The 21,857-nt window shown below is 48.9% G+C and carries 19 protein-coding genes and 1 pseudogene; 7 read left to right on the top strand and 13 right to left on the bottom strand.

All coding sequences use genetic code 11. The annotated features are described in order from the left end of the window. Nucleotides 1-22 precede the first annotated feature (22 nt). The 7 genes from E5331_RS11110 to E5331_RS11075 all read left to right on the top strand — a co-directional run bounded on the left by E5331_RS11110 (nt 23) and on the right by E5331_RS11075 (nt 3,864). Complete coding sequence (locus E5331_RS11110; protein ID WP_135984858.1) at nt 23-1,204, top strand: SEL1-like repeat protein; 1,182 nt, start codon at nt 23-25, stop codon at nt 1,202-1,204. Between the two features lie 167 nt (nt 1,205-1,371). Further along, on the top strand, nt 1,372-1,602 hold the full coding sequence (locus E5331_RS11105; protein WP_123481132.1) for a hypothetical protein: 231 nt from the start codon (nt 1,372-1,374) through the stop codon (nt 1,600-1,602). Between the two features lie 132 nt (nt 1,603-1,734). Beyond that, nucleotides 1,735-2,058: a PIN domain-containing protein gene (locus E5331_RS11100; RefSeq protein WP_123481133.1), complete on the top strand. Its 324-nt coding sequence runs from the start codon at nt 1,735-1,737 to the stop codon at nt 2,056-2,058. Nucleotides 2,059-2,684: 626 nt separating this feature from the next. Next, nucleotides 2,685-2,954, top strand: coding sequence for a zinc ribbon domain-containing protein (locus tag E5331_RS11090; protein WP_123481135.1), 270 nt, complete (start codon nt 2,685-2,687; stop codon nt 2,952-2,954). A 12-nt stretch (nt 2,955-2,966) separates the two neighbouring features. After that, a complete protein-coding gene (locus E5331_RS11085) occupies nt 2,967-3,284 on the top strand; it encodes a transcriptional regulator (RefSeq protein WP_123481136.1) in 318 nt (105 codons plus the stop codon). Nucleotides 3,285-3,292: 8 nt separating this feature from the next. Then, nucleotides 3,293-3,580, top strand: coding sequence for a YciI family protein (locus E5331_RS11080; protein WP_123481137.1), 288 nt, complete (start codon nt 3,293-3,295; stop codon nt 3,578-3,580). Beyond that, complete coding sequence (locus tag E5331_RS11075; protein WP_123481138.1) at nt 3,577-3,864, top strand: GNAT family N-acetyltransferase; 288 nt, start codon at nt 3,577-3,579, stop codon at nt 3,862-3,864. The genes E5331_RS11080 and E5331_RS11075 overlap by 4 nt, the downstream gene beginning before the upstream one ends. On the opposite strand, the pseudogene E5331_RS11070 reads toward E5331_RS11075, so the two are convergent. The 13 genes and pseudogenes from E5331_RS11070 to E5331_RS11010 form a co-directional block, all read right to left on the bottom strand. Further along, nucleotides 3,842-4,054, bottom strand: a pseudogene (locus tag E5331_RS11070) (PG0870-related protein); the annotation flags it as partial. The gene E5331_RS11075 and the pseudogene E5331_RS11070 overlap by 23 nt on opposite strands. Before the next feature lie 147 nt (nt 4,055-4,201). Next, a complete protein-coding gene (locus E5331_RS11065) occupies nt 4,202-5,188 on the bottom strand; it encodes a glycoside hydrolase family 43 protein (RefSeq protein WP_123481139.1) in 987 nt (328 codons plus the stop codon). A gap of 20 nt (nt 5,189-5,208) precedes the next feature. Then, complete coding sequence (locus tag E5331_RS11060; RefSeq protein ID WP_123481210.1) at nt 5,209-6,336, bottom strand: endo-1,4-beta-xylanase; 1,128 nt, start codon at nt 6,334-6,336, stop codon at nt 5,209-5,211. Between the two features lie 4 nt (nt 6,337-6,340). Continuing rightward, nucleotides 6,341-7,762 carry an MFS transporter gene (locus E5331_RS11055; protein WP_123481140.1) on the bottom strand — a complete coding sequence of 474 codons (1,422 nt, stop codon included), beginning with the start codon at nt 7,760-7,762 and terminating at the stop codon, nt 6,341-6,343. Between the two features lie 15 nt (nt 7,763-7,777). Beyond that, nucleotides 7,778-9,736 (bottom strand): glycoside hydrolase family 97 protein, encoded by a 1,959-nt coding sequence (locus E5331_RS11050; protein ID WP_123481141.1) that lies wholly within the window; start codon nt 9,734-9,736, stop codon nt 7,778-7,780. A gap of 27 nt (nt 9,737-9,763) precedes the next feature. After that, nucleotides 9,764-11,233: a sialate O-acetylesterase gene (locus E5331_RS11045; protein WP_123481142.1), complete on the bottom strand. Its 1,470-nt coding sequence runs from the start codon at nt 11,231-11,233 to the stop codon at nt 9,764-9,766. Nucleotides 11,234-11,257: 24 nt separating this feature from the next. Continuing rightward, entirely contained in the window at nt 11,258-13,312 is a 2,055-nt protein-coding gene (locus tag E5331_RS11040; protein ID WP_135984856.1) for a cellulase family glycosylhydrolase, read from the bottom strand. 15 nt (nt 13,313-13,327) lie between these two features. Continuing rightward, nucleotides 13,328-14,698: a glycoside hydrolase family 43 protein gene (locus E5331_RS11035; protein WP_135984854.1), complete on the bottom strand. Its 1,371-nt coding sequence runs from the start codon at nt 14,696-14,698 to the stop codon at nt 13,328-13,330. Nucleotides 14,699-14,792: 94 nt separating this feature from the next. Beyond that, entirely contained in the window at nt 14,793-15,932 is a 1,140-nt protein-coding gene (locus E5331_RS11030; protein WP_123481145.1) for an alpha/beta hydrolase-fold protein, read from the bottom strand. A gap of 151 nt (nt 15,933-16,083) precedes the next feature. Then, nucleotides 16,084-16,764, bottom strand: a complete 681-nt coding sequence (locus E5331_RS11025) for a hypothetical protein (protein WP_136013255.1) — start codon at nt 16,762-16,764, stop codon at nt 16,084-16,086. 70 nt (nt 16,765-16,834) lie between these two features. Continuing rightward, entirely contained in the window at nt 16,835-18,940 is a 2,106-nt protein-coding gene (locus E5331_RS11020) for an endo-1,4-beta-xylanase (RefSeq protein ID WP_135984850.1), read from the bottom strand. 65 nt (nt 18,941-19,005) lie between these two features. Then, nucleotides 19,006-20,079, bottom strand: coding sequence for a DUF5627 domain-containing protein (locus E5331_RS11015; RefSeq protein ID WP_123481148.1), 1,074 nt, complete (start codon nt 20,077-20,079; stop codon nt 19,006-19,008). Nucleotides 20,080-20,096: 17 nt separating this feature from the next. Next, entirely contained in the window at nt 20,097-21,851 is a 1,755-nt protein-coding gene (locus E5331_RS11010; protein WP_169477621.1) for a RagB/SusD family nutrient uptake outer membrane protein, read from the bottom strand. Nucleotides 21,852-21,857: the final 6 nt, after the last annotated feature.

Below are 21,857 nucleotides of genomic sequence, written 5' to 3'. Positions count from 1 at the left end.
ATATCAGAAATAGGAGGAAAATATGACAAGGAGCTTGACCGAACAGTTCAACATAATAAAGAAGTTTATAAAGTGCCATGCTGGCGAGGGCGACCATGTCCAGGCACGTCAAGCGGCAGAAACGATAACACCGGCGGCAGAGCAAGGCGATGGAACGGCTCAATTTCTTCTCGGACGATATTTTTCATGGGGCTATCATAGCGACTGCGACAACCGGAAAGCGATTTATTGGTATGAGAAAGCCGCGAATGACGGCAATCCCGAAGCGGCTGAACAAATAATGAATATCTATCGCAACGATTGTCCCGATGAAACGGATACCGATGAGCGAAAGACATTGATACTGAAATGGCACAAGCGTTGGTTTGACATTTTTGCAGCAAAAGCAGATAACGGTTCGGCAAATGCGGCAAAAGCATTGATGAATCTGTATGTTGAAGACTGTTTGGAGGATATAAATCCCCAAGAGGGTGTCAAAACAGCCCGCAAGTGGTATGACCGTTGGATTGAACTTTTGAGCGCAAAAGCCAGTAAAGGCGATGTTGCAGACAAGATGCTTTTGGCGGATATTCTGCTGTATGGCGACGATGTGCCTGAGGAACTTTTGGATTGCTTTACAAATGAGGACGACGAGCATGGTTTATTAAAAGCCATACAGCTTTACAAGGAGATTGCAGACGGGGCGAATAACGAAGCTCTCAAAGCAGAAGCTTGTTACAAGATGGGGCGTGCATATCATGATTTAGGCGAAGAGAAAAAGGCTCTCGCCTGTTTCAAAAAAGCCGTGAAACTGAATTATCACGAAGCGTATGCCAAAGTCGGCGATGCTTATCTTTATGGCAACGGCGTGGAACAAGACGATGTGCAAGCCCGCAAATGGTATCGGAAAGGGGCGGAGCTGGGTGAAATAACGGCAATGCTTGGATTGGCTGATTGCTACAAGAATGGCATCGGCGGCAAGCAAGATTATGACAAAGCCATGATTGAATATCTGCATCTTGCCGAACGCACCGGCAACCGATGGAAACATCAGGCAGTCGGAATCGGAACAGCCTTGTACGAACTCGGCAATATGTATCTCAATGGGCTTGGCGTTGAAGTTGATTTACGAAAGGCATACGACTACTTCAAACGAGCTGTATCCCATTATAACCGTGCCGCAGAAAACGCTCTAAACAACAAAAAGTTCCGCGATTTCAAATAACCGACTGAAGCAACAGCGTGACGAGATACTGCAAAGGCTGCGCAACTGCGGATTCAAAAAGAAGATACTGCTTGTATTGCACCGCAGATTTTCCGAGTTTTATGAAAATTACGGATTTTCGGCATCCATATCTTCCAATCCATTCAAGAATGTAAATATTGAATACTATGAACGCCTTCCTGACAATATTCAAAAAGACCAAATATAAGCCGGAGGATTTCAAGCCGGAGGATATTCTTGGCTTCAAGGAATTCATCATGAACGAATACAAGTATGTTGACAAGTATGTTGACAAGTATGTTGACAAGTATCCTCACATCTACAAAAATCTTGATAGACGTAGGGTTGACAAGGAGCTGAATGTGGTGGAAAACGAGGTCAACGTAACAGAGAAATAAACTTTTTCATGTAAAATCACGTTGATATTTTGTAGAGTACGGAAATTTCTGTATCTTTGCATCAGAAAAAGCAACGCCCTACTTTCTTGTAGGGAACAGGCCGCTTACGAGCGGCTTTTTTTATTTAACAACATGGAACAGACCAAACGAGTGACATTCTACATAGATGGCTTCAATTTCTATTTCGGTCTCAAGCGCACTAAACGTATTGATCCGGCATGGAAGCGGTTCTATTGGATTGATATGGTGAAGCTGTGCGAGAGTTTTCTTGGCACCGGGCAGGTGCTTGAAAAAGTCATTTATTTCACGGCATCCCCTCTCAGTCCTCAGAAAAATAGCCGTCAAAGTGCTTTTCTTAATGCCAATAAACTGATAAACGGAAACAGGTTTGAAGTTGTCCGGGACAAGTATCTTGAAAAGCATATTATCTGCCCATACTGCAAAGGAGATATTTAACGCCCCGAAGAAAAGAAAACGGATGTCAACATTTCAATCCGAATGATTGAGGATTGTGTTTTGGGAGCGACTGACATTGTTTCCCTCGTCAGCGCAGACAGTGACCTTGTTCCGCCTCTTGAACTGATATAACGAAGATTCCCACAAATAAGCATAAAGGTTTATTTCCCACCGTCCAATTTCAGCAATGATCTCAAGGACAATGTGATTCACCATCGTAGTAAGCCTGTACTGATGTTGAAAAATATGCGGCGTTTCCAATCTGCGATAATGCCTGACATTGTGTCAAAGGATGGGAAAAGTTATTCCGTTCCCGACAAATGGAAACTATGAGGATGATTTAGAATGAAATTAGATTCACTTTCGGAATTAGAAATTCTACAAGGTAGCCATAATCAATTGAACAGAACAATCAAACAAGCTGCTCTGTTTCATCGTAAACACCTGCATTTCTGCATTTTGTAGAACCAAAATGTAGTTGAACTCTCAATCTTAGAAGCGATACAACGTTTTGCAATTGGCTGATATTTTGGCATCTGCCTGACACTCATCTCAAAAATAAATATTAACTTTGCAAGCGGATAGGCGAAAGTCTATCCACAATATTTTGGAAAATAAGAAGGAATATGGAAATAAAATTCTGTCAGAGTTGCGGTATGCCGCTGACTGACGACAACAAAGGCACAAATGTCGATGGCTCTCTGAGCGAGGATTACTGCATGTATTGCTACAAGGACGGGAAGTTCTTGCAGGATATCACTATGGAACAGATGATTGACCACTGTGCCCAATTCACGGATGAAATTAACAAGCAGTCGGGGCAGAATCTGACCATAGAACAGGCTAAAGAGATGATGCGGCAGTTCTTCCCGCATCTGAAGCGTTGGAGACAGTAATCAAGTATAATAATGGCCTGCTCAACCGAGTATATTGATTACATTTGTCGCCTTCTTTCCCCACTTGGTGAGGTCAGGAGTCGCAAGATGATGGGCGATTATGTAATCTATGTAAATGAAAAGTGTGTGATTACAGCTTGCGATAATATGGCTTTTGTCAAGAAACTGCCATGTGTCGAAGCATTGATGAAAGATGCCGAGACTGGCATGCCTTATCCGGGAGCAAAGGAAGCGTACATACTTGATATATCCAACCAATCGCTCGCATTGAAAGTCATATCTATTTTGTGGGATAATCTGCCGTTCCCAAAGAGCAAAACAAAAAAATAATCAGTATTATGTTTATAGCAATTCTTACTTACAAGAAACCTCTTAGCGAGGTTGACAAACACCTTCAGGCACACCGAGAGTATCTGGCAGAGAATTATGCCGCAGGACGTTTCATTGCGTCCGGACCTCAGACGCCGCGCGTCGGTGGCGTGATTGTGATGAAAGCCGCCAATCGTGAAGATGTCGATGTTTTGATTGCTCAAGATCCATTCCACATCAACGGAATTGCCGATTATCAGGTCGTGGAGTTTACGCCGACAATGTTCTGTGACGATAGTCTGAAATCATTGCTATGATTGAGACTGAAAGACTTGTGCTGCGACATTGGCGAGTAAAAGATGCTTCGGCTCTCTATAAATATGCTTCGGACAATCGGGTAAGTGAATTGGCATTGTGGCCGACACATACTTCAGTCAAGATGAGCCATGAGGTGATTGAAAAAGTATTTATGCCCAATCCATATTGCCTTGCAATCGTCCTGAGAATGATGTCAGCTTTGGCTGTTCAGTCCGCGTGGCTCTGCAAGCTGACGGAACAGTCCAATCGGAGTGTATCGGCTTGTTCTCAGGGTTACTGCTGAAATAGTCCTTCGGGGTGCGGTGGTAACCGCAACTCTGCTCCCGGTCGCATCTGCCGACATTATCGGGAAATGTTATCTCACCCTCGATGTCGATATACCAAGAGAAGCATCGTTTGCGGTGGCAGGACGGGCAAGTGTGGCGCGTGGCAACCCCTTTATACGGTTGCAGAATAAATGTAAGAATCGGCAGATATATCTTCCAATCCTAACATAAATATAATTTTTGGTGCCGGGGATTTTTTGCACATAAATTTGCGCTAAAAAAGAGACAGTCGCCGCTTTCACGGAAACCGTCTCTAATGTATAGGGATATTTATGATTCTGTTGAATTGGATTATCAGCAATTGCCGCCGCCGTCTATCGGAAGGATCTTGCCGTCGGCATCATAGTGGAGCTCACATACCTTCAGACTGCGAAGCCATGACTTACCTCCTGACGGCACACTGTCATGGTGGAACAGGTACCATTTACCCTCGTATTCGATGATGCTGTGGTGAGTGGTCCAGCCTACTACCGGAGTGAGTATCTCTCCCTGATATACGAATGGTCCGTAAGGATTGTCGCCTACGGCATAGCAGAGAAGATGGCTGTCGCCCGTAGAGTATGAGAAATAATACTTCCCATTATATTTATGCACCCATGATGCCTCAAAGAATCTGTGGGGATCATTAGCCTTCAACGGATTGCCCTCCTCATCTACCACCTGTATCGGACGCGGCTCCTCCGCATACTGAAGCATATCCTTGCTCAGACGCACGCAACGGCTCGGCAACGAAGGCGCATCCCCCTCCGGAAGCTCCGGAAACTCGAGTGCCTTGTTATCCTTATATCTCTGAAGCTGTCCGCCCCAAAGACCACCGAAATAGAGATAATAATCCTCCCCATCCTTAAGCACGCATATATCAATAGAGTAGCTTCCTCTGATTGGATCCGGCTGCGCCACAAACGGACCCTCCGGACGGTCAGCCACAGCCACACCTATACGGAATATGTCGTTCTTATCCTTCAGCGGGAAATAGAGATAGTACTTACCATCCTTCTCAACGCAATCGCAATCCCATAGCTGGCGGCCTGCCCACGGTATATCGGCTATATCAAGAGCCTTGCCATGATCTGTCACTTTCCCTGTCATCGGGTCACCATCAATTGAGAGCACGTGCATATCCTTCATCACGTACTGGTCGCCGTTGTCATTCTCCACGTTCGCACACTCCCAATCGTGCGACGGATATATATAGATCTTACCGTCAAATACGTGCACACTCGGATCTGCCATATAATCCTCCGGGAAGAGATATCTTTTTTCTGGATTCTGTAGTTTCATATCAACAGTTGTTAAAATTATCAGATTGATGAAGATTCACCATTTATCATGTTCTGCATGAACGGTTTCAGATTATACTCGCGGTCAAACGGAAGAGGATAATCCGTGCGTCCGTGCATCGGGAAATCATTCTTCCACGACATACCATCCTGCGTGCCCCAGAACGTGATGCGGGTTATAACATCGGAATGCTTCCTGTAGAGATTCATCACGCTGTCCATACGTGCATTCCAATGTGCCGACACCTCCGCCGGAAGTCCGTCGGGATAAGGATTCCGCATCGCGTTAAACGCAACGCTATCTGAAATATTCGCGCCCATCTGCACCGTAGGGAGTGCCGACATATCCAATTCCGTCATCATGACATTTACACCTGTATTGGCAAACTCCACGATCGACTTCTCATAATCCTCCATATTGGGATAATCCATACCGATATGGCTCTGCATACCTATGCCATCGATACGCAATCCGCGAGCCTTCAAATCCTTTATCAGTTTAACGTAGGCATCACGTTTTCCCGGAACCGACATAGAAAAATCATTCAGATAAAGTTCGGCATCAGGATCCGCCTCATGAGCATATTGGAATGCCAGCGGGATAAACTCCTCTCCTATTATCTCATAGAACGGCGACTTACGATATGAACCATCGTCAAGTATAGCCTCATTGACCACGTCCCAACCATGAATCTTACCCTTATAGCGGGTCATGACCGTGGTGATATGGTCTTTCATGCGCTGTTTAAGCACGTCGGCACTCACATTATTACCCAGACTGTCTTTCGCAAACCAGGGGGCAAGCTGGGAATGCCAGAGGAGAGTATGTCCGATTATCTCCATTCCTCGGTCGGTGCCATATTTCACAAAAGCATCGGCATCATCCCAGAAATAAACGTTCTCCTCCGGATGAATCTTCTCACACTTCATGCAATTTTCCGCTACAATGGAATTATAATGCAGCGTCACGATGGAATCAGCCTTCGGATCAGCACCATTCACATGCGATACCGGAATTGCCGCACCTATCGTGAAATCATTCTTGAAATAATCTTTCATCGTCGCCACTGGGGTCTCTTTTTTTGCCTGGCATGATGAAAGTGCTAAGGCTATAACTGCCGGGATTAAATAAGTAGTTCGCATAATCATAAAATTATTTATCATGATGACGGGCCTCGATTTCCATATTGATCTTATCTATCACATCATCCGTCAATTCATATCTTGAAATTATGAATATCGCCAAAGCAAGCAATATTGCAGGTATGACAGCCACGAGCCAAAGTATACCCTGCTGTGCGAGTGCCGTCTGCTCTGATGCCTGATTATCGAAACCTACAAACGCCAGCACCAATCCCGGGACAACGCCGCCAAGTGCCATGCCTGCCTTATAGAAGATGCCAGTCAATGCGTTGACGATACCGGAGATGCGGCGTCCGTGGGTATATTCCCCGAAGGAGATTACCTCCGGCACGAGTGCCCACATATATCCGGTCGCCACTATCACGCCCGTAGATTTGATAAACTGCGCAACGTATACAAGCCACATCTGATCCTTAAGGCTATCCACCATCGAGATGACGTAGAGCATTGCCATTCCGACGAGTGCCACAATAAGGAAGATATAGAACATGCCCCTCTTCCCTACCATGCGCTTTATTGCCGGAATCATCGGCATGAAGATGAATGCCGGTATGGAACCGAGTCCCATGAAGATGGAGAGTTCGCCTGCCGAGCCATGAAGGTTGTAGTTGATATAGTAAGCTCCGGCGGCATTTGCCACTGCCATCATCGCGAATGCCGTGATGAAGAAGAAAGCAAGTATGCGCAAGGGGCGGTTGTGTACAAACTCCATCCAGAGGTCAGATACCTTCACATTCTCCGTCTCCTTCTTATCCATCACGACCCGCTCGCGGCTCTGCGAGAAGCAGAAGAAGAGAAGCAGAAGACCCACGATGCCATAGATGCCCATCGTGTAGAGCCAGGATGTGTCGTTCATTGAAAGGTCGCTGCTCTCCGACGGGTCAAAAATCTTGAGCACGATGGGGATACCCATACCTACTGCAAGACCGCCTACGTTTGCCATAAACATTCTGACGGAGGTCAGTTTTGTTATCTCATTCGTGTCGCGTGTGAGCGATGCGTTGAGCGCACCGTAGGGTACGTTGACAAGCGTGTAGCACATCGACAGACCCACATACGTCACATAAGCGTAAAGAAGCGAGCCGGAGAAGCCGTTCCAGAAGCAAAGGATAGCAAAGATTGTCAATGGTATGCCACCCAAGATAAGATACGAGCGGTATTTGCCCAGCTTGGGGTCATGCTTGTCGACGAAAGTGCCTACCAAGGGATCCCAGATCACGTCGATGATCCTGACCACGAGAAACATCACGGCAGCCACTGCCGGATCAAGCCCATAGACGTTGGTATAGAAGAAGAGAAGATACATGCTGATGGTCTGATAGATCAGATTCTGGGCAAGATCGCCCGAACCGAAACCTATGCATTGCAGCATCGAAAGTTTATAGAAGCCATTGGCTTCCCTTGCCGTTCCGGCATTTTGAGTCGAGTTCATTGCTATTAGGGTTAATTATTGTTTCGGAGCTATTACGAATCCACCGTTGGCGGGAATAGTTATTTTCACTTTTCCTTTCTTATCAGGCTTGCAGTCCGTCTTTGATCCTACAAGATCCTTATTGTCGGAATAAAGGGAGAGTGACGCGCCTCTCATCTCCTCCGGAAGTTCCACGGTCAGTTTCACCGGTGTCTTGTCGGCACTCACGCCGGCATAATACCAATCATTGCCATGACGGCGTGCCAGCACCACATACTTGCCGGGATAACCATCTATGAAACGCACATCATCCCACGTTGTCGGCACGTTCTTCATGAAATCTATCGCCCATGACGGTGCATCAGTAAGATTATTGGGTGCGAGAGCGAAATGCTGCACCGGACTCTGGAAGAGAACAGCTGTGGCAAGGGCAAACACATCAGACGTCATACGCTTTGACCCTTTAGCCTCATTATTGCTTGAATAATACTTGTTGAGCGCACTCCCTCCGAAGTCCATGCTCCCCACCGTATTCCTGACGTAGGGGTGGATGCTGGCATTCTGAGCCTCTGCATCGCACATCCCCTGAGAGAAATGAAGATTCTCACTTGCCAAAACCGCCTCCGACGCCGCAAAATTGGGATACATGCGCTCCCATCCTCTCGGCAGGGTGCAGCCATGGAAGATGACGAGTATGCCATAGTCGTTGGCATCGGAAAGTATGTCATGATAGAGGCGCATCGTCTCCTGCTTGTCGCCGCCGAAGAAATCCACCTTTATACCCCTGACGCCATTCTCCTGCATCCATTTCATAGCCTTGCGTCGCTTCACGATATCGCTCATGATTCCGCGCGGTCCCTGGGGAGCATCATTCCACGAACCGTTGGAGTTATACCACAGGTAGAGCGCAACGCCCTTTGATTTGGCATACTGCGCAAGCCTCTCTATACCCTCATATCCTATCTGGGTATCCCAAAGGGCATCCACAAGCACTGTCTCATACCCCATGTCGGCTGCAAAATCAACGTAACGTTTCTGCTCATCGAAATTGCAGCTCGGATCCATCTTGATGATCCAGCTCCACACCCCCTTGCCATACTTATACGGACGGGATGCCTCATAAAGCGGCTCCACAACATCGAAGGGCACCGTGGTCTCCACTATCGGAGCCAACGTCTCGCCTACAGTCACCGTGCGCCATGGGGTATAACCCGGAAGTGCTATCGCAGCACCCGTTGAGCCGAAACCGTTCTGTTCACCGGGCTGTGCGTAGGCTATCTGATATTCCCCGCCATCTTTACCCGTGAGATGCGACGCTACATAATCACCCGCTATACCGGTCTCGGATATGAGGGTCCATCCATTGTCGCCATTGCGGAAAAGACATGGGAAGGAATACCCGTTGCCCCAGCCATTCTTGCCCATCGTGTCGTCAAGGGTATAATTGGTCTCATAACTTGGTGCTGTACGTGCGAATCCACCCATCGGACCACTCTGCGGACACAGGAACGTGGTCGTGCCCTCCGGCATATCAAAACCGGTGGACTCCTCCTCCACCACGCAGCAGAGTGTCTCTTTCTGCGGCAACAATCTGTAGCGGAAAGCCACATTGTTGTCGCTCACCTCAAACTCAACGTCAAACACCGGCTGACCATCCTTCCCTACCTTGAAAGACTGGGCATTCGCCTTATAGTCGACCTTGCTTCTCTTGATATTGGGCAATGAATACGACTCATCCACTGATTCCTTCACCGTGGTCCCCAATATTGAGAGACCTGAACGATAGTCGCCTATATTGGTGAGCATCCCCAATGGTGAGGGCATGATGAAATCCTTTCCGTCAAGTTTTACTGAATATTTCAAGGCTCCCCCCGCATCGGCGATACACACCTGTGTGCGTCCGTCAGGGCTTGCCAACAAATACTCTGAAGCATTCGCCACCCCTGCGAAGGAGAGAAGCGACATACATATTACGCTACTAAAAATCGTTTTCATGTCAAGTGTTTAATTTTGATTCCAAACTCAAATCTCAGGTTTAACAAGCATTTTCTTCCCTCCGGATATATATATACCCGGCGACAGAATTGTGTCGGATTCTATACTCTCCGCCACCTTTCTCCCGGAAAGATCATATACCGCCTCATCCATGAGCACATCCGATGCAATGGCATCGATGCCCGAATCATACGGATTCTCGTTGGTGGCATACACCTGTTTCACGTGAATCGGATTGTTGCCATACCCCCAGAATCCCACGCGGTAGATCTCCGACGTATTGAGCGGGACTATGCCGCTTGAAAGATTCTTCATCATGCCGGCAAGTTCTCCTACGAGGAGCGTCCCACCGTTGAATTTATAGGCATACGGTATCTCCCAATAGCTGGCCGTATCAAACACCTTGAACTCAACACCGTCGCGATCCTGCTCTCCAAGTTCAGCCACGATATATTTGTAGCCTGAAAGATCAATCGGAAGAGTATATTCCCAACCGCCGAATCCATACTGACCACATTTAAATTCACCGGTCTCTATATTAAACGTGCCCTTCTCCCAAATATTTGGATTAAATGAGTCTAAAGCAAACACGAAGTCGCCCTCCGAAGGTTCAGGCTTAGGCACGTAGGGTATCTCCTCAGAATATGCCACGTCGGGATTCATGATACCCATCGTCGCAAGCATCTCCACGGCATAACGGCATCCGAGCACACGATAGCCATGCGCCGTGAAATGCAGACCGTCACCCTTCTGCGGAAGATTGCCGGCTGAGACCACATGAGCTGTCGGCAACGTCTTGGGGAGACGGTTGATTATGGTGTTCATACCGCCGCACACGCCACCCTGTTCCGTCGTGACCACCTCTCCGGCAAGAAGCGGAACGGAACCCGACTCCATGCCTAAATCTGACAACAGGTCGTCATATATCTTCTTTACCTTGACACACCACTGCTGGTCGCCCGTGTTTGATTCTCCCTGATGCAGGAGCACACCCTTTATCACGCCTGCCTCCTGTGCCTTTCGAGCACACTGAAGAAGACGCTGATAGGGAGCATTGTCATAATTCAGCATGAAGGATTTAAACCAATCCGCCTCGTTGGCAAGCGTGGAGGCATCGAAATCTTTGTCAAGATGCTCTATCTTGCATCCTCCGATTGCCACACACACCACTCCAACTCTCACTTCCTCAGGCAGATTGTCTACCATTGTCCTGCCGAAATAGTCCATCGGGGTCAGTCCTGTATTCTGGCGTACCAACGGGGGGGTCGCCGTATACCATTCCCCCTGCTTACGTCCGCTGTCGGTGAAATCTACCGCCGCCATCATCCGGAAACGTTCCGGCACGTCCTTTCTGTCAATCGGCTCAATCGAGGCATTACCCTCCATATTTGACTGACCAAGACAAATATATATATGGAAATTCGGATCGTTTGCCGACATGCCGAGGCAGCTGCCGGCAAGCAGGATAGACGTCATCACTTTCTTTATCAGATTCATAAATTCCGGGTTTAATAATTTCTATCAAATCTTAATCTTCTTGCCACCCACAATGTAAATGCCGGGGAGTAGTCCGTCTGTGGCATCCTCAACACCGACACGGCTCTTCAGCTTTCGCCCATGCAGGTCATAGACGTCTACCGCCGAAGATCTCTCCTCCGACAGGATGTCAACTCCACTGTCGCCGTCAGGATCATTCGTGACATAGACGCGTTTCAGCCGGAAGGGTTCGTTGCCCAACGACCAGAAACCTACTATATACACGTGAGACGCGTCAAGACGTCTCCCCTCATTCGACACCATCTCCTTCAGATTGACGACAACCTTCGTATCGCCTCCGAAATCAGCCATGGCAGGATCAGTCCAATAACTGTCCTTGTCAAACACACGGAACGATACCCCTCTTGAACTCGGGGCTGCAAGTTCAGCAACGATATAGTCATATCCGGAAAGATCTATGCCCGAGGGATATTGCCACCCGGCAAATCCGTAAGTGCCGGTGGTGACTTCTGACGTTGACTCATTGAAATTGCCCTTCTCCCATATCGACGGATTAAAATAGCCCGATACCAACGGGAAGGGGGTGCATACGAAATGGATGTTGCGTGTGCCGCTATCCTTACCGTAGGCATAGCTTAGGGTGCAATCGGTCTCTCCGATACCATTGGCGTGGAAATATCCGTCGCGCCATTCCACCACCGCTTCATCATCTATGCTCACCTCCACATTGCCGCTTATGTTCAGTTCGTATCCTGCGCCATTATTGCCGATCATGACAGCTGCACACCGGCGTCCGGGCAACATAATCATGCTATCCCCTACCGCGCTATCCTTGCGTGGCGACATGTAGAGATCTATATCCTTCACCTCCGGCAACTCATCACCGGCATACTCCTTAAACCAATGATAGACGGGCCACGGGCACGCGTCCGGATCAGTAAGGAAGGTATAGGCTCCCTCGGTGCCCGGTTCATCCTTAAATTCTGCCAGCAGTTCAGGTCCGGTGAATATCATCCAGCTGACGTTGCCTGTATTATCGGCAAGCAGCTTGAAATTAGCACCAAATCCTTCACCGAGCATACGTCCGGTTATACTCTTGCCCCATGAAGCATTATATACGGAAGGTGCCCAGTCCATCTCTGTCACCATGATCGGAGCGATTGCCGCAGCCGGCTCTATCTGCTTCGCCCAGCCCTCGGCAAACGTGGTGAACCCGCCGCCGTAGCTTCCGCCAAGCTCATGACTCGGCTCTATGGCATCGCTGCCATACCAGCCCGGATAGACATGGACGGCATATCCGATATTTTCACCCTTTATAGGATATTTCGCAAAACCCGCATACTGCGACTGATAACCCGTGCCCGGAACCCAAAGGATATTATTACATCCGTTGTTGCGCATCAGATCCACAATCTCCTGAAAGAATTGCGTCAGGCTTTCGTTGCAGGCATCAGTGCCGGCTCCATAATTGCCATCGGTCCCTTTTATCTGCACAGGCTCGTTGGCAAGCTCAAACATGATGTGAGGGTTGGATGTAAGCTTATTCAATATTGACACGTAGCCCCACACCCTCTTCAGGTATTTATGATAGTCGCCCCCCACCTCGATTTGCTCAGGGCAGACACCCGGCGGACGCATCACCACGTAAAGACCCTTCGAGATGGCATACTCAGCCATCGGAATAAACACCTTATCCAGATAAGTCTTAAACCGGTTGAAATCAAACGCAGAGATATCATTCTCACCAGTAGTTGCCACTCCGGGCGTATTCGACCAATAAGGATCCATGTGAAGGCGGAGATAATTCACCTTCCAACCAGCCTTCATTATCTTGTCGATCTTCTCCTTGTTGTATTTCAGGCACGCCTCTACGTTATAGTTGCTCCACTTTGAACCCTGTTCGTTAAACCAGGGGCTATACGTCTGTCCGAATCCGTGGAGATTCACCTTATTGCCTGCCTCATCCACGAGGTAACGCCCCTCCACGTGAAGTTCCGGCATATCCATACCCTCCCATGCAAACATCGGGAAGGAGGCCAGAAACATTGCGAGAATAAATATGTATTTGATCCGAGTCATAATGGTAAAGATTTTTTATTCAAAACGCCACCAATCAAGATTGAACAGTTCCGGGCCTTTTCTCCCTTTGAAGAGGAGATAGAGGTCGTGCACACCGGGCACCTCCGACTTGCATGAGGTCTTAAACGTCTGCCAAGTTTCCCAGCCCCCTGTGCCAGTAACGGGCAATTCAGCCACTACCGGACCGCCGATACTATCCATCCTCACCTCTATTGAGCCACCCCTCAATCCGCTTGCAGCTCTCGCCTCAAACGTCTTGGGTCCGCCGCTCATGAAATTCACGTTTGCCACCTTTATAAAGTCGCCGTCATGAATGTCGGTCACGTAGACCCCTGTCTGCGCATTCTGTTTGGTCTTCAACCCATTAGACCAAGCCATTGTCTCACCCTCCACTCTATCGTATGGATTGAGCGTATCCACAGCCTTCGCGCCCTCCTCAGTCGGCATTATGGTGGGGAATGTGCCGTCGGCGTTATATTCAAACGGCTCAACGGCTATACTGCGGGCAAACCCTCCCCCTTTCGGGAGTTTTCCCGTATGGTAGAAAAAATATGGCTGACCCTTGAACTCTGCCACGCCGCAATGGTTGGTGAAAGAACCGGTGTCGCAAAGCGGCATGATCTCTCCCATATATTTCCAAGGACCTGTCGGGCTGTCGCTCATGGAATAAGCGATATGCTCGGGCACCCCACCGGCGGCATACAGAAGATAATACTTGCCGTTTCTCTTGTAGAACCACGGTCCCTCCGTATAGTTATCCTTATATTTCTTATCCTTCTCCCTCAACTTTGGAGAGGGGGCACCGAAACCCTCCACGGTCTGCTCCACTACGTTGACATCACCCGAATACGACACCATGTCGTCATTCAGCTTCACATAGAATATCTCAGGATTACCCCAATAGAGATAAGCCTGTCCGTCGTCATCGATATAAACAGTCGGATCGATATATGCCCAATCGCCATCCACAAGAGGCTTGCCGATAGCATCCTTGAACGGACCCGTCGGGGAATCTCCCACAGCCACGCCGATTGCCATCGCGCCGGTCAGCTTCGAATGGAGCGGCACATAGAAATAAAACTTCCCGTTACGCTCCACACACTGCGGTGCCCACGCACGGTCATCGCCCCAGCTGAAATCCTCTATCGCAAGCGGTGAACCATGATCTGTCCAGTTGACCATATCCTTTGTGGAATACACTCTCCACTCCTGCATCCAAAAGAAATCTGCACCATCCTCGTCATGTCCGGTATAGACATAAAGAGTGCCGTCGTGCACCATAGGTGCCGGATCGGTTGTAAAACACGTCTGTACAAACGGGTTATCTGCCGAAGCACTTAGGATGCACGACAGCATCCCGACTGAAATTATAATCGATTTTCTCATTCCAAATTATTGTTTTTTAGGTCGGGAATCAGAATTATGAGTTATGAAGCATTATCTTCACTCATAACTCCGGCTCCCAACCTATTTATTTGATTCATTTAAAGATAAGCGGAAGGAATTGGTTGAGGCAACGGCGCCATGTCAGCCATTCATGATGGGTGCCTTCCGATTCATAATATTTATGGTTTATGCCGGCTTTCGTCAGCGCATCGCTGATCTTGTCGCTACCGAAGCCCTCTTCCGAACCCATACCGAAGAAGAGAGTCTTCACCTTCGAATTGAAACCGGGAGCATCATTAAACACTCCGTTGTAGGCATTCTCCAGACCGTCCGCAAGGAAAAACAGCGCGCCACTGAACGAGCCGATATGTGCGAACTTGTCGAGATTATGCATCGTGATCTCCAGAGTCTCATGTCCGCCCCACGACAAGCCTGCCATAGCACGGTTATCCCTGTCGGTCTTGACTCTGAACGTGTTCTCGATATATGGGATCAGGTCGTTGAGCATGACCTGAGTGAATGTAGCCCCGAATTGGTCACGCGTCTCGCCGGGACGGCTTCCGAAGATATAGCCGCAGTTGCCGTAGTCCATGACCACAACCATCGGCACGCATTTACCCTCGGCAATCTGATTGTCAAGAATGTTTGCCATCATACCCTGTGTGTGCCATCCGCGCTCATCCTCACCCATGCCATGCTGGAGATAGAGCACCGGATATTTCGCATCGGGATTCTTTTCATATTCCGCCGGAGTGTAGACGAAGCATCTGCGCTCCCCACCTTCAGTGGCGGAATAATATTTACATTCGCGCACCTGTCCGTGCGCCACATCCTTATTGAATGTGTAATAAGCTGCGGTCTGCGCATCCTCCGGTATCTCTATACCCGATGCCTGACGTCCGCAACCGAAAAATGTCTCTGATGCCGGATCATTTACCTGTACTCCGTCTACAAGCAGGAAATAATAGTGGAATCCTTTGACAAGCGGATCAGTTGTTGCCATCCAGTTGCCTTCGGCATCCTTCGACATGTCATATTTTTTCCCACATATATCTACCTTTACATCCTTTGCCTCCGGTGCATGAAGTTTGAACGTGGCGCGGGAGTTTGCATCCACACATGGATAAACAGCCTCCGGTATGTTGGTGGATGCAGGTGTACCCTCTGCAGGATTAATTGCGTAGGAAGCCAATACTGAGAGAGAGAAGAGACATGTGAAAAGAGTCTTTTTCATGATGAGAAAAATAAAAATACATGAATTATAAGTAAAGTTTAAAGGTAGGTAAGATAATATAAGGGAATATTGAGGTAATTTGGAGAGAGTTTAGAGAGGAGAAACGACGGATGTCATCCCGTCCCTTCTCCCCTGATTATTTGATTTGGGATTATTTCACTGCAATCTTCTTGCCGTTTACGATATAGATTCCGGCAGGAAGGTCATACACCTCTGCCTTGTTGTCTGTATCAAGCACCTTGATGCCCTGGAGATTGAATACTACAGTGCGTCCGTTCTCAACGGGAGCGACAGCCTCAACGCCGGAGCTCTTCTCTGTGTAGATAGTAAGATTTGTCAGATAGAAAGTGCCTACATATTTGCCGAGATTGGCAAGCCAACGCATCGGAGGATTGGAAACGCCATTCTCTCCTGCGTCAAACGGCTCTCCGTAGATAATGACATGCTTCCAATCTGCGGTGATATCAAAGTTTGTCAAATTTCCGCAACCTGCATAATTCTCCTTTGCCTGAAATGCAGAAGTTATACCCTCTGCCGGAGTCCCTTTGATATCAAATCCGATATAGTAGGTAGTGCCCGGCTCAAAATCATAGTCAATTGCCATCTGCACATTCCAATCATACTCGGTAGCCTCCTCATTAGTGAATTTAAGGCACGGTTTTCCGTCCTCGTCCACATTCTCGAATTTGGAGCTTCCGCCCCAGCCACCGAAGGTCTGTCCGTTGCCGGTGTAATACTCAGCGATCACATTTCCCGTTGTCGGAAGATCTGCGGCGTTTGCCTGCAACGCTACCGCTGCAATTGTCAGGAAAGAAAGTAAAGTTTTTTTCATAAAATAAAAATTTATTGGATTTTAAGTGAAAGGGCGGAGGATCCGACTCCTCCGCCCCTGTAATTACCATTTACTTACCGGAGAGTCCATCTGCGAAACCGCCATATTCGGGTTTGCGCTGATAGTTCAGATTCCATAGTCCGATTGGCTCACCGCCACGCCAGCCTGATTCTGCCGGACTGTCAGTAATTGCCCAGTTGCAGATGCCATACTGCTGGCTGAGAGGAATAATCTCGAAATACTTCTGAATTATAAACTTATAATAGTCAGCCATAAGTTTATGCTGCTCGAATGTCACATCCTCCGTCTTGATGGTCTGGTTATCAGCATCGGAAATACCCATGTCAAGCTCCGTGATACGGATAAGTTTACCTGAATCCTTGAGGATATTGAGCATGTTGACCACTGCCTCCTCGTTTCTCTTCTGTGTCTCGGGGTTGAGACTGTAAGTTACGTGCATCTGAGAACCGATACCGTCAATCTTAGTGATGCCGTCTGCCTCCCACTTGGCGATCCAATTCACAAGGCTCTTGCATTTGTCATTGTTGTTATTGGCTGCCTCGAGATTGTAGTCATTGATGAAGAGTTTCAGATCAGACGGATTTGCGCCCTCCTGTGCGGCATAGTGCTCGCGAGCATATTTCACTACATTGCGCACATAATTCTCACCGAGATAATCTTGCCAGTAGAAACTGTTTGGATCGGCATTGTCGACACCGTTCTTCAATGGAATATCGCCCCAAGTGTCCTGAAGAGCTTCGTTGACCACATCCCAAGCCGTGACATAACCACCGGTGGCATCCATCATACCCTTGATCCATCGGCTGAGTTCTGCATCAAGCACCTCTGCCTTCTCCTCCGGACTCAACGGCAGCTTATTCATTTTTTCAACTCTGCATACCGTCACTGAACGAACGTCGAGAGTCGCCATTGCCGTCTGTGGCTTGAGAATCATATCATAATTACCACCGGTTATTCCTGAGAATTTAAGTTTGTAGGTGTTTTGTCCGGCTACTACAGGCACAGTCGCCGTAACATTCTGAGCATCGCCGCCCCAGCCATTCTGCATGGTCAGCTGCACGCCCGAAGCATCCTCGGATGCCGTCATATCAAGATATACCACATAGTCTCCCTCAGTCAACGGGTTGTCGCCACCGGGGAATATGAAGAACTGCGACCAATCGCCGGTAGGAACGAAGTGAATGCATCCGTCGATTACCGGAGGTTCGCAACCCATGGCATGGAATGGGAAGGGTCCATCTGTATAGGTCTGCTTGTTTACTTCTGTCTCAACCTCCATGGCGGGTGCCTCGGAATGGCTCAGTTTTATCCATTCGATCTCAAGCTTACCGTCATAAGTGCCGGGCTGGAAAACCACAAAACTGCTCTCTGTAGTCACCCCATCGATATCTACGGAACATTCATCCCATTCATCGGTGAACGACATCTTCTTCTCCATTGTGGCTCCCCAGTTACCAAACTGAACATTAAGATCACCCGGTTTACTGCCGCGTATCTTTGCAGTGATGGTATAGCTACGTCCGGGAACGGTCGGAATTTGATCCATCACGAAGAACTGATACCATTCTCCGGGATATTCCGGCACTGTCAGGATACCGCCTACAATCTGAGGCTCATAGCCCATAACATAGAACGGGAATTTGGCATCATTGCTGAAATCCTTCTTTGCATCCTCTATAAGAATCTTTTCATTCGGATCCACATCAAGCTCCCTGTCGGCGATCAGGCTGTTGAGCCATTTCACGTTCTGTTGTGCGTGCCAGCAGAGAGTGTGTCCGTAGATCTGCATACCGGCTCCTTTGGCTGCCTCCACAAATGCCTCGACTGTGCTGAAATCCATATCACCGTTGTCATTCACCACCGATGCATATTTCATGGCATTGCCTGCCGTGATCTGATCATAATTGGAGTTGGCAAGACGATATACGACTCCCTTGTTGATATAATCGCTCGCTGCGATTGCACCGCCCAGCAGAAAGCCGGGGTGTGCCGCGCGATCGATATATTCCTTCAGCGGTGAGTAGGCATTAAGATACTCATACTCTGCGATCGACTGTGGCTTCTCCACCTGAATGTAGTCAAGAGTGGTGTCGGCACATGCTGTCAGCATAAGTCCGCAGAATCCCGCTGCCGCTATTTTATAATATTGTCTCATTTCTTAATTCATGGTTGGTTAATGGTCTCCGGCGCAACTTCCGGCTGCGCCGGAGACTCAGGTCATTATTTCAATACAAATGAGAATTCCTCAAGAGTGTTCTCACGCGCACGCAGACACATCACCTCGTTGGTCTCTACAGTGTAGCTTGCGGTCTCTCCGGTCTGCTCATTCACCACGTAGTTGATGGTGTACGTGTAGTTGAGTTCCAGGCGGTCGCGATCCTCATCGGCAAACGCTTTCTTCTCGCCGAGACGCTCCCACTTGCCTGAGCCGGATGCGGTGCAGTCCGGAGTATCTGTTGCCACAGAGCAGTTGCCACTCTCATCGATAGTGAGGATAAGGTCGCAGCTGATGTTCTTCTCCGAGCCGTTGCCTTCGGCATCGATTGTCGGCACTGAGAAAGTGTGGGTGTAGACCGACTGGGTGAGACTCCTTGTCTTGAGATAGCGCACAGATGCTTTCTCCCAATATTCAGCATTACGGTCAGACGTGGTGGTAGAGCCTTTATGAGTGGTCTTGTCTGTGCCCTTGCTCAGCCAGCTGCCGTCATACTGATTCTTATATTTCACTGCATAAAGCACGTAATCCTGGGGAATCACCGACCAGTCGTCGCTTCGCAGACGGTTGGGATCGACAACGCCATCCTTCACCTTACCGCAGAGAATGGAATCGGCAGAATTTGTCAAGACCACAGGGATTACATAAGTGACGTCGATCGACTTCGGATCTGCGAAGAAGGCATCAGTAAGATCAAATCTTGCTCCGCCAAGCACGTTCCCCTTCTTGATCACCATACGGTCGGTGGCAACCGTGTAGTATGACTCCGGCATAGCCTCCACCTTACGTCCGTCGGAGAAATAAAGGTTGTCGCAAAGCGAATTGTCAATCTTGAAATTCACCGCATGATCAGCCCTGTTCTCATTCACGCCGCCGAGAACAGCCTTGATCTCGAATGCGTGTTCATTGTCAAGTGTATTGTCGGCATATCTCTCATCGCCGAGAGTGATTGTACGCACCGGGCTTTGGCGAGCGAAATAGATTGTCTGATAGTCGTAGTCAGGGAAATCCACATCGCCGTTCTTACATCCTGTGAGCGCAACGCCCAATGCCATTATATAGAAAATCGATTTTTTCATGTCGTATTATTATTTAATTACCATCCGGCATTCTGCTGGAGATTGCTGAATTTCAAGGTCTCGGAATAAGGCACCGGACCATAGATCATATAATCCTTATAGTTGCGGGTCTCGACGTCAAACGTGTCATACTCGCCGTTGACAAGGCGGATGCCCTTTGCCGTGGTGTTGAGATCAGCCTTCCATCTGCGCAGGTCGTAGAAGCGGAAGCCCTCGAAGCATAGCTCTATGCGGCGTTCGTTGCGGATAAGCTCGCGCATCGCCTCCTTGTTCCCCTTGCAGCTCTCAAGATAGGGATCGCCGTTCTCCAGTCCGATGCCGGCACGCTGGCGGATCTTCTTGATGATGTCGTAGGCAGAGAAGCTGTTGGAGCCGGTGCCTGTCGGACCCCATACCTCATTGGCTGCCTCGGCATAGTTGAGGAAGAACTCCGTATAGCGCAGGCGAGCCGTATAATGGTTCTTGTCTACGATGTTGCTCGGATTGCAGTTCACGTCCATGCGGAGATGCTTCTTCATATAGTAGCCCGTGCGGGTGGAAGTCGATGTCATGTCAAGACCGTCGTTTGTCTCCTTGCCGAGAGTATTGATTTCCTTATTGTCGATACCAGCCTTAGCACCGTTGTAAAGCACATACATCCCAAGACGCGGGTCACGTCCGGCGTATGGATTCTGGGGGTCATATCCGGAGTTGGCTGCATCCGTGATAGGATAGCCGTTTTCCATCGGGAAGGCATCCACAAGATTCTGGGTAGGATTCATTCTGCCGCTGCCGTAGAGTGTCGGAGGGAAGTTGGTGGTCTCCAGGTCGTGGCTGTTACCCTTCGTGGTACGCCAGAGCACTTCATCCGGACATGCACCGTCGACGAGATCATCCATCGCGGGATCGCAATACCAGTTGCCACCTGTCGGGGCCAATTCACGAAGGTTGCCATTGTAGGATATCACCTTGGCGGCGGCATTAGCTGCCTCTTCCCATGTCACGCCCGATGCGCTGAACGCCGGGCTGGCTGCCATAAGGGTAGCCTTTGAAAGATATGCCTCTATGATACGTCCGCTGACACGGCCCATGAAGCCCGCTCCAAACACACGCATGATGCTGCCCTGGCTCACGCCCGGATATTTCTGTGCCACCTCTGAATAATATTCCTCACCATATTCCGTGGGAAGATACTTCATGGCAATCTCGAAATCCTTCTTCATGGCGTCGATACACTCTGCAAACGTGTTGCGTGGCACGTTGAACTCGCTTGAGGCATCCTCCGCAACCTCCACGATGGGTATTCCGAGGAGAGCACCGGCATTATCCACTCCGGAGTGTGCCTGAAGGAGATAATACATCAGCATGCCACGAAGAGCATGTGCCTCCCCGAGGAAGCGGTCATGAAAAAGCTTGTTGACCTCCTCATCTGCCGCCCATGTCACTCTCTCGATGTTGGCAAGGAAGATATTGCAATATTGGATAGCGATGCGGCAGCTTTCCCAACGGTTGACCGGATTGTTGGAAGATGTCCAGTTGCCCGCTGCTATACGGCGCCAGGAATTGCTTGCATCGTTGCTGACAGCGTCGTCTGTTGCCGGATCATTATATGGTATGCCGGTCGGCAGGTAGATATAGATGCCTCCGATAAGGTTCTCAGCATACGATGAGTTGAGTTCCAGATAATCGAGCGGCAGGTTATTCTCCGGAGCAGGCTCAAACACGTCGTCGCATGATGCGAGCGACCCGGCGACGAGCACTGCTGCAAGAGCTGTTTTGATTATATTTTTCATGTTGTT

The organism is Lepagella muris (assembly GCF_004793975.1).
GTDB lineage: Bacteria > Bacteroidota > Bacteroidia > Bacteroidales > Muribaculaceae > Lepagella > Lepagella muris.
Note: the sequence above shows the minus strand (reverse complement) of the source record. Positions and strands in the feature narration are given on the sequence as shown.